General features: G+C 38.5%; 11 protein-coding genes. 6 read left to right on the forward strand and 5 right to left on the reverse strand.

The genetic code is table 11. From position 1 onward, the window contains the following. Positions 1-149: 149 nt before the first annotated feature. The 4 genes from ACFFIP_RS17855 to ACFFIP_RS17870 form a co-directional block, all read right to left on the reverse strand. Entirely contained in the window at positions 150-470 is a 321-nt protein-coding gene (locus ACFFIP_RS17855; protein ID WP_382389125.1) for a 2Fe-2S iron-sulfur cluster-binding protein, read from the reverse strand. Positions 471-485: 15 nt separating this feature from the next. Further along, entirely contained in the window at positions 486-1,490 is a 1,005-nt protein-coding gene (locus ACFFIP_RS17860) for an NAD(P)/FAD-dependent oxidoreductase (protein ID WP_382389126.1), read from the reverse strand. Between the two features lie 97 nt (positions 1,491-1,587). Further along, the gene (locus tag ACFFIP_RS17865; protein ID WP_382389127.1) at positions 1,588-2,019 is read right to left on the reverse strand and encodes a MarR family winged helix-turn-helix transcriptional regulator; all 432 of its coding nucleotides are present in this window, start codon (positions 2,017-2,019) and stop codon (positions 1,588-1,590) included. Positions 2,020-2,102: 83 nt separating this feature from the next. Next, positions 2,103-2,963: a toxin-antitoxin system YwqK family antitoxin gene (locus tag ACFFIP_RS17870; RefSeq protein WP_382389128.1), complete on the reverse strand. Its 861-nt coding sequence runs from the start codon at positions 2,961-2,963 to the stop codon at positions 2,103-2,105. Positions 2,964-3,095: 132 nt separating this feature from the next. Between ACFFIP_RS17870 and ACFFIP_RS17875 the strand changes: the two genes are divergently transcribed. Together ACFFIP_RS17875 and ACFFIP_RS17880 are read left to right on the forward strand one after the other, a co-directional pair. Then, entirely contained in the window at positions 3,096-4,298 is a 1,203-nt protein-coding gene (locus ACFFIP_RS17875) for a pyridoxal phosphate-dependent aminotransferase (protein WP_382389129.1), read from the forward strand. 95 nt (positions 4,299-4,393) lie between these two features. After that, entirely contained in the window at positions 4,394-5,908 is a 1,515-nt protein-coding gene (locus tag ACFFIP_RS17880; protein ID WP_382389130.1) for an ArnT family glycosyltransferase, read from the forward strand. Between the two features lie 9 nt (positions 5,909-5,917). Here ACFFIP_RS17880 and ACFFIP_RS17885 read toward each other — a convergent pair whose 3' ends face one another. Continuing rightward, a complete protein-coding gene (locus ACFFIP_RS17885) occupies positions 5,918-7,567 on the reverse strand; it encodes an ArnT family glycosyltransferase (protein WP_382389131.1) in 1,650 nt (549 codons plus the stop codon). 152 nt (positions 7,568-7,719) lie between these two features. Here ACFFIP_RS17885 and ACFFIP_RS17890 point away from each other — a divergent pair, with 152 nt between their 5' ends. The 4 genes from ACFFIP_RS17890 to amaB all read left to right on the forward strand — a co-directional run bounded on the left by ACFFIP_RS17890 (position 7,720) and on the right by amaB (position 12,883). Then, the gene (locus ACFFIP_RS17890) at positions 7,720-8,670 is read left to right on the forward strand and encodes a glycosyltransferase family 2 protein (RefSeq protein WP_382389132.1); all 951 of its coding nucleotides are present in this window, start codon (positions 7,720-7,722) and stop codon (positions 8,668-8,670) included. Next, positions 8,654-9,538 carry a lysylphosphatidylglycerol synthase transmembrane domain-containing protein gene (locus ACFFIP_RS17895; protein WP_382389133.1) on the forward strand — a complete coding sequence of 295 codons (885 nt, stop codon included), beginning with the start codon at positions 8,654-8,656 and terminating at the stop codon, positions 9,536-9,538. The genes ACFFIP_RS17890 and ACFFIP_RS17895 overlap by 17 nt, the downstream gene beginning before the upstream one ends. Before the next feature lie 669 nt (positions 9,539-10,207). Further along, entirely contained in the window at positions 10,208-11,269 is a 1,062-nt protein-coding gene (locus ACFFIP_RS17900; RefSeq protein WP_382389134.1) for a DUF4421 domain-containing protein, read from the forward strand. Positions 11,270-11,338: 69 nt separating this feature from the next. Further along, positions 11,339-12,883, forward strand: coding sequence for an L-piperidine-6-carboxylate dehydrogenase (gene amaB, locus ACFFIP_RS17905; RefSeq protein WP_382389135.1), 1,545 nt, complete (start codon positions 11,339-11,341; stop codon positions 12,881-12,883). The last annotated feature ends 229 nt before the right edge of the window (positions 12,884-13,112 follow it).

Genomic DNA, 13,112 nt, shown 5'->3' on the forward strand with positions numbered 1-13,112 from the left:
ATTAGTCGACCAGTATTATACGTGTCAAGGAAAAAATCTAATCAAAAATCCCCAATCATGACTTTAGATTTTCAAAATCAAAAAATTGCAGCATAAAAAAGGCTGCCCTTTTCGGACAGCCCCTTTAGGATTTATTTTTATGAACAAATTTAATTGTCTTCTCCTCTTAATTTGACCACAGCCCCTTCAAGCAATGGACTGATTCGTATTTGGCAGGCAAGACGACTTGTTGGGAAATACGCTGGAAGATTTTCCAGCTGATCCAATTCTACATCTGTAGCATGGCAGAGCTCATTTTCACCTTCGACAATTTCCACATGGCAAGTAGCACAAAGTGCCATGCCACCGCAAGTTGCCAGAACAGGGTATTCGGAAGCTTTCAATACTTCCATTAAGCTTAAGCCCATATCATCAGGCGCTTCAACCGTCTGACGGTTGCCGTCGTGATCTTCTACTGTAAATGTTACCATGGTGCAAAATTAACCTTAAAATGAATTTACACCATTAACTGTGGTGTATTTAAAACTCAATTTTTGATCTGGATAGACGTATTTGAATGCGGAATGCATCATGATAGCGGCTTCATGGAATCCACAAAGTATCAGTTTCAATTTGCCAGGGTAGGTGTTTATATCCCCAATAGCATAAATACGCTCCACTCCAGTAGAGTAATCTCTTGTATCTACTTCAATGGCATTTTTATCTATGTTCAATCCCCAGTCTGCTATTGGTCCTAATTTTGGACTCAATCCGAAAAGAGGGATTAAATAATCAGCATCAATACTGATTTCTTCCTTGTTTTTACCTTCCAATTTTACACTGGAAAGCCAATCATCTCCTTCAAGCTCTTTAAGATTGGCAGAAAGAATTAGGTCAATTTTCCCATTATTGGCCAAGTCGAAAACTTTTGCGGCAGAATCTGGAGCGCCTCTGAAAGTTTCATTTCGGTGTACCAAAGTCACTCTTTCAGCCACATTGGCCAAGTATATGGTCCAATCTAAAGCAGAGTCTCCGCCGCCAGCTAAAACCACCTTCTTGTTTCTGAAAGTTTCAGGATTTTTGACCATGTAAGTCACACCCTTTCCTTCAAATTTTTCAAGATTTTCCAAAACCGGTTTTCTTGGTTCAAATACACCGAGTCCACCAGCAATAATGATGACCTGAGCATGTACTCTTGTGTTGTCATTGGTAGTGATGACAAAAGATCCATCCTCTTGTTTGGCCAAATGATCCACTCTTTCGCCTAAGGTAAATGTTGGCTTGAATGGTTTGATCTGCTCCATCAGATTATCTACCAGTTCTTGAGCCTTAACTTCTGGATATCCTGGGATATCATAGATGGGTTTTTGAGGGTAGATTTCAGAGAGCTGTCCACCTACCTGCGGCAAATAGTCGATAAGGTGGCAACGCATTTTTAATAGACCTGCTTCAAAAACAGCAAACAAGCCTACTGGCCCAGCTCCAATGATACAAATGTCGGTAGTAATCATGATGTGTTTTTTATTTATCGGTTAAACCAATTTCCGAGATGATTGTTCGTGCAAATATAATTAGTATAACAAGTATTTTTTCTATTCCGATCCAAAACTACTCCAGATTGTTGTAAATCGTATTGAGAATTCTTTTAAATTCTTCAAAATCCTTGTCATTGAGATTTTCCCAAGCCTTTTCCCTTATGGCAGAGATTTTAGGCTTAAGTTCTTTCACTTTGGTATTTCCGGATTCAGTAAGGATTATTTGAAAACTTCTTCGGTCTTGTGGATGGGGAATCCTTTCCACATATCCTTTTTTTGAAAGAATGTCTATAATCCTGGTCAATGTAGGCTGATCCTTGAATACCATTTGTGCCAATTCGGATTGGCTGAGCAATTCATTCTCAGAAAGATTCTTCATGACAATCCATTGGTCCACAGTTAGGTCAAAATCACCTAGTTTGAATTTTCTCTGTGCATATTGTTTGACCCTTCTTGCCGTCCGGTCTAATAAAAAGGAATATTTACTAAATTGTTCCTGTGTCATACAAATAATTAGTATGACAAATATAAGAAGGATATTTTAAAATAAATTAAATCCCTACAAAAAAGGTGGGGTATTGATCTTGGTTAGTTTCCTGCGCGGATTTCGTTTCTGTAAATCAGGTTACCGTCTTTGTCCCATTCAGCCCTGATATAAGGCCGGAAATTCTTAGTGAAGGGGGTTTCCTGATATTGTACTTCTCTTTTTCGGATTACTTTGCTTTTGTTGTTCCAGTACTCCGTCCACAGCCCAACCTTTTCCCCGTAATGATATTCACCACTGACTGCAATTTGTCCATCTTCATAAAAATGATAAAAGTTGCCTTCTTTTAGCTCGTATTCAATAGGGGTTAGTTGTTCGATCTGATTGTTTGCTTTATTATAATAGGAGACCCTGGAATCTTTAGGCCATCCTTCAGAATAATGCAATTTGTCCAAAAGGACGCTTCTGTTGTCAAAACTCAACCAAATACCATGTTTGGTCCCAAAATAAAAATTCCCCTCTTCCAGAACCGTTTCTTCCATGGACCTTGAATAAGGGCCATGCAGAAGATAGCCTCTTGAAGGATCAAAATCTTTTGTTCTGATGACATTGTCCTTTTTGTCAAACCAATAAATATCCCTTATGTAAGGATCCACTGTTTTATTGGTATAAGTATAATGGAACTGTTGGGTTTGGGTCTGATCCCTAAAACTCTGTTTTATTCTACCTTTTTTGGTTCTTTCGCCAAAAAAGATATTCTTCTTAATTTTTTTCTTCTCTTTTTTTTGCTTTTCCTTTTTCTCGGTGTCATCAAAAAGTAATATTGGAAGGGTAGACGGCATAAATCTGTCCATTACAACTCCTGTAGAGTCAGGGTCTTCAGCTTTTTCCTTTTTACGTTTTTGTGCAAGGGCAGCATGGCTTATTTGTACCAAAAGCAGAATGATGACTATTTTTCTGAACATGACCAATAAACGCAAGGAATTTTGGAATTATTTTGATTTAAAGTTACAAATACAAAATCAATTCCAAACTTTAGCTTAGAATTAATCATTGTAATCTGTAATTTTGGCTGAATTTATTAAACCTACCATAAAATGACATCAATTCTATCCGATCGTATCAACCAAATGGAAGAGTCAGCCACTTTGGCTATGGCGAAAAAATCCAGGGAACTCAAAGCCCAAGGCATTGATATCATCAGTTTGAGCTTAGGAGAGCCGGACTTCAAAACACCAAAACATATTCAAGAAGCTGCAAAGTCGGCTATAGATGAGGGAAAATATTTTTCCTATTCACCTGTTGCCGGTTATCAGGATCTGAGAGAAGCAATTGCAAAGAAACTTAGAGAAGAAAACCATATCCTTGAGGCCAAAGCTGAAAATATAGTGGTATCAACTGGTGCAAAGCACAGCATTGCCAATGTTTTTATGTGCTTGCTCAATGAGGGTGATGAGGTGGTGATTTTTTCTCCATATTGGGTTTCTTATGCAGAAATCATCAAACTTGCCGGAGGTGTACCGGTGTTGATAGAAGGTACGCTTGAGAATAACTTCAAGGCAACAGCAGCCCAATTGGAAGCTGCCCTTACAGACAAGACAAAAGCTGTTATTTACTCCTCGCCATGCAATCCAACAGGTTCGGTCTTCAGTAAAGAGGAACTGGAAGCCATCGCTGAAGTGGTGAAAAAGAGAGATAACTTAATGGTGGTGGCTGATGAGATTTATGAACTGATCAATTTTACCGGCCAACACGCCAGTATAGCAGCTTTACCGGGAATGTTTGAAAGAACGATTACTGTCAATGGATTTTCAAAAGGATATGCCATGACAGGATGGAGGGTTGGTTATATCTGTGCTCCTGTATTTATGGCAAAGGCATGTGAGAAAATGCAAGGCCAGTTTACTTCCGGTGGAACCGGTATCGCCCAAAGAGCAGCATTGGCTGCTATTTCAGGTGATCAGGCACCATCCAAAGAAATGGAAAAAGCCTATCTCAAAAGAAGAGATTTGGTTTTAGGTCTTTTGAGAGATATTCCGGGTATCAAAACCCATGTGCCTGAGGGTGCTTTCTATTTCTTCCCAGATGTGACTTCTTTCTTTGGTAAGCATGCAGAAGGAATGACAGTAAATAACGCTGACGACCTTTGTCTTTACCTGCTTGAAAATGCCAATGTTTCCTTGGTGACAGGAGAAGCTTTTGGTGCTCCAAATTGTGTAAGGTTGTCTTATGCGGCATCTGAAGAAGAATTGAAAGAGGCGCTAAAAAGGATGAAAGCTGCATTGGCTAAATTGAAGTAAGTCACTGATAATCCTCATATCTTATTGGAATTCATATTAATTTGGAGGTTTCCTGAAATAAGGAAACCTCTTCTTGTTTTATAATTAGCAGAAAAATGGAAAAATTTCCGAAAAGTGAAAAGCTGTTCGCTTTGGTTTTTATCAGCATAGTAGCTGTATTCAAACTGGTTTATTTTTATTTTTCCAATCATAGTCTTTTTACTGAAGAAGCGCAATATTGGCTATGGTCCAAGCATTTGGACTGGAATTATTATTCCAAACCTTTGATGATAGCGGTTTATAATTTTTTGAGTACGCTGATGTTTGGTAACACAGAATTTGCCATCAAATTCAACGCGGTGTTATTCAGTGCGCTTACTTCTTGGGTGCTGTATTTATTTTCTTTTGAACTTTTCAAAAGCGCTAAGATTTCTTTTTGGACAGTGGTCATCCTGACTTTTATGCCCTTTTTTCACTTAGGTTCGATATTTCATACCACGGATTCCTCTCTTTACTTTTTTTGGGTTTTGTCTTTTTTTTGGGTTTGGAAAAGTCTGGAAACAGGAAAACTTACCTGGTGGATATTGGCCGGTCTATCTACAGCTATAGGAATCATGTCCAAAAACATCATGATCTTGGTCATCCCAATAGTTTTTCTTTATATGCTACTCACGCAGCCCAAGCAGATTTTGCGGGCTGGTTTTTGGGTATTTTCACTGGTTTCATTCATCGGTTTTATTCCATTGGTATTGTGGAACATGCACAATGACTTTGTGACCTTTAAGCATGTGGGGACTTTGGGAGGTGTCAGTGGAGCAGGGAACAGTTTGAGTTTGGGGAAATCCTTCGCCTATGTAGGAGAGTATATTGGAGGGCAATTAGGGATTATGTCGCCTTTCTACATTCCTTTATTGGTTTTGCTTTTGATCGCTTTAAAAAAGACCAAGGACAACAAATTGCTTTTCCTGATTTTACCTTCTTTGGCAGTTTGGTTTTTGTTTTTGATGATCTCTACGCAAAAGAGTGTCTATGTCAATTGGCCGGCAATGGGTATGCTTTTGCTGCCGGTCGGAATGGCCAAGGTAGTGATGAATGAAGGGCAGAATTGGCTGAAGTATCTAAAAATCGGCACTGGAATTACGGCATTTCTTTTTTTAGTGATGTTTTTTCCTCAGCCTTTTGATCATATTGGCCTCAAAAAAATACTAAAACCAAAGGCCGATCCTATGGGGCGCTTGGCAGGATATAGGGAGTTGGGAGAAAGGATCACTTTCCTAAGAGACAGTCTTGATCTTGGGAATTCATTTATCTTTTCCGATAACTATCACCTGGCTTCTGAGATGGCTTTCTATGTACAGGGAAATCCTCAAACCTACACTATCAACATGGGCAGAAGGAAAAATCAATTTGATCTTTGGCCTGGGATTGATCAGTTTGAAGGGAAAGGGTTTGCAGGAATTTACATGACCAGAGAGAAAGAAGTGCAACCATCAGTGTCTTTGGGCTTTGATGAATTACTGCACTTGGAAGAATTCTACACTGTATATAGAGGAGATACCATTAAAATCTATCAAGTAGCATTTTTCAGAAACCTGAATCATATTAAGGAAGTGGAGACCAACCAGTTTTGATCAAATTGATTAGATTGGTTTTACCCAATAAAATTTCTTTCCTGTTTCTGATTTAACTTCTTCCGAATTGCCATGTAATAAGCTAAGCGCCATTTTACCGATGTGTTTTGCGTCCCAGTTTAGGGCGGCTAATTCAATCTGGTAGTTTTCTTTGGGGATTCTTGAAAGATGCTTGTCTTCGATAATGATAAAGTCATAGTCTGAAAACCTTTCATCAAAATTGCCCTCATTCAAATCAGTCATGAAGTAATCAGGTCCTAATCCAATTCGGATTTTACTTCCAGTGTGTAAGTGTCCTAAAAAGGCGATTTTGCTTCCTTTGGGGATGTCCTTGTCTCTAGCATATGTTTTTATATGCTGGCCTGCATCCGGAAGAGAGATCTGGAAAGTTGAAATACTGATTCCGAAAAACAATAATAAGACGCTTAATGCAATTGAATGCGTCAATTTTTCATTGTTTTGTGAAGTTTTGAAAAGATAAACAATTCCGGATCCAAATATTGCAATCTGTAACCAAACCCAAAAGGTTGAGGGAAGGAAGTAATTGAAGAAAATTCCAGCCAAAAATACTATGATATTAAGACCAAGAAAGAAAATCAGGGAGCTTTTTAAAAGTTTTATTCTTTCGAGAATAGCTGCCCGGATCAATAGCCAAGCTACCCAAATGGTGGTCATTGGGATGACAGGAAGTAAATATCTTTCGTAAAATTTTGATACTGCAGCAGACATTAAAAGGATGGCGATAACCCAGAGTATCACAAAACCGGTAAATGCAGGTTGTTCATGAAAAAGTTTTTTTGTATTTGACTTAGTGTTCTTGAAGCCAAAAATAAACCAGGGCACAAAAAGAACGATTATAAGTAAGGCGGCTATCAGTAAGTTTTTTCCAATTAACAGAAAACGGGAAGCCACTCTCATTCCTACTTGATCTTCTACAAATGACTCGAGGTAGGTAGCACCATGGATCCAATACATGGCTACAAACCAATACGATGCGATTACAATTGCCGTAAGTACTGAAGGGAAATGGACCAGTTTCTTGATGTGAATTCTCTGCCAGGGATTTAATAGAAGGTAAAGTATACCTAAGCCTCCCAAAGCGGCAGCAGGGAGTCCCTTCACCTCAAAAGCGAGGGCTAATCCCAGGAACAATAACCAATGAAATTTCTTTGGGGCGCTGTTTCCGTATTTCAGGAAACCGATGAACCCCACAGTACTCATTGCCATAAAAAAGCCCAACAAAACGTCAGGGATAGACCTAGTTGAACTTAAGATTAGCACAGGGTGTGAGGCCATGATCAATGCTGCAAGATTCGAAATTTTGCGGTCATTAAAAAACACCCTTGATGCCCAGAAAACAAATCCTATCGTCAATGCTCCTGCGAGGAGGAAAAAGATTCTGGAAGCAAATGGTGTCACCCCAAAAATCTTAAAACCGGCCAAGACAAACCAATAAGTTAAAATGGGTTTTTTGAATCGTGTTTCCTCACTGCCGAGGTAAGGGGTCTGAATATCTCCGTTTTGGAGCATTTTTACGGCTGCATCGGAATAATACATTTCATCCGGATAATGCATATGAAAACTTAGAGCAAATGGCCCAACCAAAAGGATAAAAGCCAAGATGGTTAACCATATAGAGAATTTACTTTCTGTTTTCATAGCCGAAATTTACAGGCAAAGATAATAGTTTCATTTGGTATGAGGCTTCTTTTAGTTTAGACTTCCGAATTAAAAACGCATTTTGGATCGATTTGCTTTCTTTATTTGCTGTGTCTAAATTAATAATGTAATTTTAGCCAAATTTTATTCTTATGAAAAAACCACTGTTGTCCGTTGTCATTACGGTATACAATGAAGAGGAGAACATCAAGCCTCTACTGGAAGCCACTTATGAGGCTTTGAAAGAAATTGATTATGAGGTGCTTTTGGTAGAAGATGGAGCGACTGACAACACGGTAGCTGAAGTGAAAAAATATGCCAATGACAGGACCAAACTGATCATTTTTAATAAAAATTACGGTCAGACCACAGCCTTGGCTGCTGGAATTGATATGGCGCAGGGGATATATATTGCGACTATGGATGGTGATTTACAAAATGACCCCACCGATATCCCCGGGATGTTGAAAAAAGCAATGGATGAAGAATGGGATGTGGTGGCAGGAAAGAGGGCTAATAGGAAAGATGGTTTTGTCTTAAGGAAATTCCCCAGCAAAATTGCGAATTACATTATCAGGCACTCAACAAAAGTATACCTAAATGATTATGGCTGTAGTTTGAGGGTATATAAGGCGGAAATTGCCCAAAACATGGGGTTATATGGTGAATTACACAGGTTCATACCTGTATTGGCAAAATTAGAAGGTGCCAGCATGACTGAAGTGGATGTGAAGCATCATCCTAGGATTCATGGTACCTCTAAATATGGGTTGAGCAGGACTTTTAAGGTAATGGCAGATTTGATTCTCATGCTTTTCTTTCAAAAGTATTTTCAAAGGCCTATACATATCTTCGGAACTTTAGGCTTGTTGTCTTTTGGTGTCGGTGTATTGATAAATCTTTATCTTTTAGTTCTTAAAATTTTTGGTGAGGATATCTGGGGAAGACCTATTCTGCTATTAGGATTTATTTTTCTCTTGGGGGGGATTCAGTTAATTACTACTGGGATTATCGCTGAAATCATTATCAGGACTTATTTTGAATCCCAGGAAAAGAAAACCTATAAAATAAAATCCGTCTATCAGGGTGCTGTTAAAGAATAAAATAGTCAAAACTTTTATCAAGCTGGCCCTCTCAGGGCTGGCTGTTTTTTTGGTTTTCAGGAAAATCGATGCCCAGGAACTTTGGCAAATCGTGAAATCAGCTGATTGGTTTTGTCTTTTATTGGCAGTTGCATTTTTTGTTCTTAGTAAAATTGCCACATCGCTTAGGTTGAATATTTATTTCAGAAACATAGGGTTGTATATATCTGAAAAGGAAAACCTTTTCCTTTACATGAAGGGGATGTATTACAACCTTTTTTTACCTGGAGGGATAGGTGGAGATGGGTATAAAGTGTACTTACTGAATAAGAGATATAAGGTATCTGTAAAAAAACTACTGCAATCAGTTTTGTTGGATAGACTTGGGGGACTGGTATCAATTGTTTTTTTGTTGTTATTGTTCTTTTTGTTCATTGATGTGGAAGAAGAAATTCTTCAGGGCTTTGCTTGGGATTATGTGTCCGTCGCCTTGGCAATCCTCGTATTTCCGGCTTTTTATCTCATTTATTTGCTATTTTTCAAGTCCTTTTTAGATTCTTTTATCGGGTCAAATCTTTATTCATTGGCCGGTCAATTATTACAGATAGTGAGTGCATATTTTATCTTGATTGCGATAGGGGTGGATGTCAATATATTGGAGTATCAGTTTGTATTTCTCCTTTCTTCTATCGCTGCGGTTTTACCTTTGACAATAGGAGGAGTGGGTGTTAGAGAACTTGTATTTATTTTTAGTCATGAATTTATCGGAATTGATAAGAATACGGCGGTCGCTTTCAGTTTGATTTTCTTTTTGATATCGGCTTTAGTTTCTTTTACAGGTTTTTTTGTGAAAGTGGCGAATAAATTGGATAGGCCTGAGAAAGCTTAATGTTTTAAGGTTGCTATTGGGTAGAAAAATCAATTCATAATAATTAGGCGATGTTATAAGTGTTGGCTTTAGGAAACTTATCTATCCGATTTTCTATTCTCAAATCTTCTTGTGTTTCTATTTGTGTAAATTAAATTATTCAAAGAAAAAATTAACTACTTTATTTTTCACTGACCAGAATAACCTGATTTTTTTCTCATGAAATTGTTAAGGGGTAGCTGAGAAACTGTGAAGTTTTGGTAACTCATAAAATAGTTTTTTAAATATTTAAAAAGCTTTTAACTATGTATGAAATTGATTAAAATGGAAACTCAAATTTAAATTCTAGTGAATTTATTTTGGTTTGTAAAGTCGCTAAATGTGGCTGTTCTTGTGGTTTTCCATCAGCCAAAACAACAGGGATAATATCAGGTATAAATTTTTTGTTAAAAAACCGAAAAAAACCAAGTTGATTTATTGCATTGGATCTAGAAAGTTGTTTATATTTGTCATGGGTGATTAAGCAACTTTTTCTACTGAGCATTTTAAGCTATGAGTTTCAAAATGAAGGTTATTTCGAGAATTACTTTTTCTGACCTTCATTTTAAAATCTAAAAGTCCGCGAAAGCGGATTTTTTTATTATGTTGTGTTGGGTTTCACGGTAATTCATGTCAATTGTATTTTCTTATATGATAAAGTGGCGTTTGTCTAAAAGGTGTCAGGTATCTTTTGTTATGCTATTTCTCTTTTTTTTTCCAAACATTTTGTTAAATGCTCAGGACACAACCTACTATACTTCCTTTGACAAAATGATAACAACCAGGCTTTATGCTTCCAGAAAGTATACTGCACTGACTGTGTCGGATAAGGTTAATGACTTTAGGTGGCGTTTTGAGCCTAATTCAACTGTAAACCTTGGGCTTGGGGCCACTTATAATAACTTTACTTTGAATTTGGCCTACGGTTTTGGTTTTTTAAATCCAGACAGAGGTACTGGTGAGACCAAGTATTTAGATTTACAGGCCCATATGTATCCGAAAAATTGGGTGATTGATTGGTTCGGTCAAATCTACAAAGGTTACTATATGGAGCAGTGGATTGATGGGGAAAAAGAAGTAGGCTTTCAACTTTACCCAAACATGGAAGTTAGAAAGTTTGGTTTTAATGTACAGCATTTATTCAATGGTGATAAGCTTTCTTTAAAAGCAGCGTTTTTGCAAAGTGCTTGGCAAAAGAAGTCAGCGGGAAGTTTTTTGCTGGGTTTTGAGGCATACGGCGGTTGGGTTGAGAATGAAGGTTCAATTTTACCTGTTGAAATAGTCGATTCCGAACAAAGGAATTTCAGTCGGCTAGGTTTTCTTCAGATTGGACCAAATGCAGGGTATGCCCATACGCTTGTTTTTTGGAAGCGGTTTTTCGTAACCGGAGTAGTGTCTGCGAATTTGGCATTTGGGCCAACTTATGTAAATAATATCAATGGGAGAGAACGGAACTGGGGTATGTTGCCCAATGTATTTGGCCGGGTGTTTCTAGGGTATAATGGCCCAGTATGGTCTATTAATGCAAACTATTTGAGGAATTATGTGCATTTGTCTTCTTTGGAGGATTATACAAATGCTTTTATTACGGGGAATTATCGTTTTAATTTTGTGTATAGATTTGAAGCAGGGCCAAAATTGAAGCCTTTTTTAGAATATGTAGACCCTGCCAGATATTTTCCCTTTAAGTCTAAGCAAAAGAAGAAAAAGTAAAGGCTCAAAGAAGGATTTTTCTTAGATTTACAGGATTAGAATTGAAGAAAAAGTAAAAACCAAAATAACATGTCGGAATCATTTGGCGTACAAAAAGCCCTCGAAAGATTGGGAGTCCAATCTGAAAATCTCGGAACTTCAACTGGGAATCGATGGATTAACAGTGGAAAGGAATTTATCAGTTCATTTTCTCCAGCGGATGGAGCCTTGATTGGAAAAGTGCAGGTGACAGATGAGGAAAGCTATGAAAAAGTAATTGCACAGGCGCAGGATGCGTTTAAAGTTTGGCGGAATATGCCAGCTCCCCAAAGAGGGGAAATCGTCAGGCAGATTGGGAATGCTTTGCGTGACGTGAAGGCAGATTTGGGTAAATTAGTATCTTATGAAATGGGTAAATCCTATCAGGAAGGTTTGGGTGAGGTTCAGGAGATGATTGATATCTGTGATTTTGCAGTAGGTTTATCTAGGCAGCTTTATGGTTTGACCATGCATTCCGAAAGACCTGGGCATAGGATGTATGAACAATGGCATCCGCTTGGTGTGGTAGGGGTCATTTCCGCTTTTAATTTTCCTGTTGCTGTTTGGTCTTGGAATGCCATGATAGCTTGGGTTTGCGGGGATGTGTGTATTTGGAAACCTTCAGAAAAAGCCCCGCTTTCAGGAGTGGCATGTCAGCATATTGTGGCAAAAATTTTCAAAGAAAATGGATTACCAGAAGGAGTTTCTTCATTGATTGTTGGAGACTATAAGGTCGGTGAATTGATGACAACCGATAAGCGGGTTCCTTTGATTTCAGCTACAGGTTCTACCCGAATGGGTAAAATCGTTGGACAGGCTGTAGCTGCTAGGTTGGGTAGGTCATTATTGGAGCTTGGAGGTAACAATGCAATTATCATCTCTGAAAATGCTGACTTGGAGATTGCCATAAGAGGGGCCTTGTTTGGGGCGGTGGGTACAGCTGGACAACGTTGTACTTCTACGAGAAGATTGATCATTCATGAGTCTGTCTACGAAACTGTTAAAGAAAGACTGGCATCAGCTTATGGGAAATTGGTCATTGGGAATCCTCTGGATGAAAAAAATCATGTTGGTCCATTGATTGATAAAACAGCTGTGGAGATGTACTTGCAAGCCATTGAAAAAGTGAAAGCAGAAGGAGGGAAGGTGGTCGTAGAAGGTGGTGTGTTGTCAGGAGAAGGATATGAATCAGGTTGTTATGTTAGGCCTTGTATTATTGAAGCAGAAAATCATTTCGAAATGGTACAAGAAGAGACTTTTGCTCCGATCTTGTATATCATGAAGTATAATACGTTGGAAGAAGCGATAGCAATGCACAATGGTGTGCCACAGGGATTGTCATCAGCAATTATGACATTGAATATGAGAGAGGCGGAAGCATTCTTGTCAGCTGCGGGTTCCGATTGTGGTATTGCCAATGTGAATATTGGTACCTCCGGAGCGGAAATTGGTGGAGCCTTTGGTGGTGAGAAAGAAACTGGAGGAGGGCGTGAATCCGGATCAGATTCATGGAAGGCTTACATGAGACGTCAGACCAATACGATCAACTATAGTACGGCTTTGCCTTTGGCTCAGGGGATAAAGTTTGATATTTAAATAATCGATAAAAAAATAGAGTTCTGAAATTAGCTAAAAGGGAGGGGCATAAATGTCCCCCTTTTTTTTTGTTCTAGCCATATGTTAGGAAACCATGGGAATAAAAAAAAACCTCCGATTTGGAGGCTTAGTGGGAGTTGAGGGATTCGAATCTACCTGTAGTTAGACAGGCCCCCGACCCTTCCGACTGTAGTCGGAATGCTCTGAACCAGCAGGGCTAATGAGAGAT

This window comes from Fontibacter flavus, assembly GCF_042432905.1.
Taxonomy (GTDB): Bacteria; Bacteroidota; Bacteroidia; order Cytophagales; family Cyclobacteriaceae; genus Fontibacter; species Fontibacter flavus.

Excerpts from the sequence above, each read along its gene's own strand:
- ACFFIP_RS17870 (WP_382389128.1), bottom strand. The coding sequence starts at position 2,963 with ATGTTCAGAAAAATAGTCATCATTCTGCTTTTGGTACAAATAAGCCAT.
- ACFFIP_RS17890 (WP_382389132.1), top strand. The coding sequence starts at position 7,720 with ATGAAAAAACCACTGTTGTCCGTTGTCATTACGGTATACAATGAAGAG.
- ACFFIP_RS17875 (WP_382389129.1), top strand. The coding sequence starts at position 3,096 with ATGACATCAATTCTATCCGATCGTATCAACCAAATGGAAGAGTCAGCC.
- amaB (WP_382389135.1), top strand. The coding sequence starts at position 11,339 with ATGTCGGAATCATTTGGCGTACAAAAAGCCCTCGAAAGATTGGGAGTC.
- ACFFIP_RS17865 (WP_382389127.1), bottom strand. The coding sequence starts at position 2,019 with ATGACACAGGAACAATTTAGTAAATATTCCTTTTTATTAGACCGGACG.
- ACFFIP_RS17860 (WP_382389126.1), bottom strand. The coding sequence starts at position 1,490 with ATGATTACTACCGACATTTGTATCATTGGAGCTGGGCCAGTAGGCTTG.
- ACFFIP_RS17855 (WP_382389125.1), bottom strand. The coding sequence starts at position 470 with ATGGTAACATTTACAGTAGAAGATCACGACGGCAACCGTCAGACGGTT.
- ACFFIP_RS17880 (WP_382389130.1), top strand. The coding sequence starts at position 4,394 with ATGGAAAAATTTCCGAAAAGTGAAAAGCTGTTCGCTTTGGTTTTTATC.
- ACFFIP_RS17900 (WP_382389134.1), top strand. The coding sequence starts at position 10,208 with ATGATAAAGTGGCGTTTGTCTAAAAGGTGTCAGGTATCTTTTGTTATG.
- ACFFIP_RS17885 (WP_382389131.1), bottom strand. The coding sequence starts at position 7,567 with ATGAAAACAGAAAGTAAATTCTCTATATGGTTAACCATCTTGGCTTTT.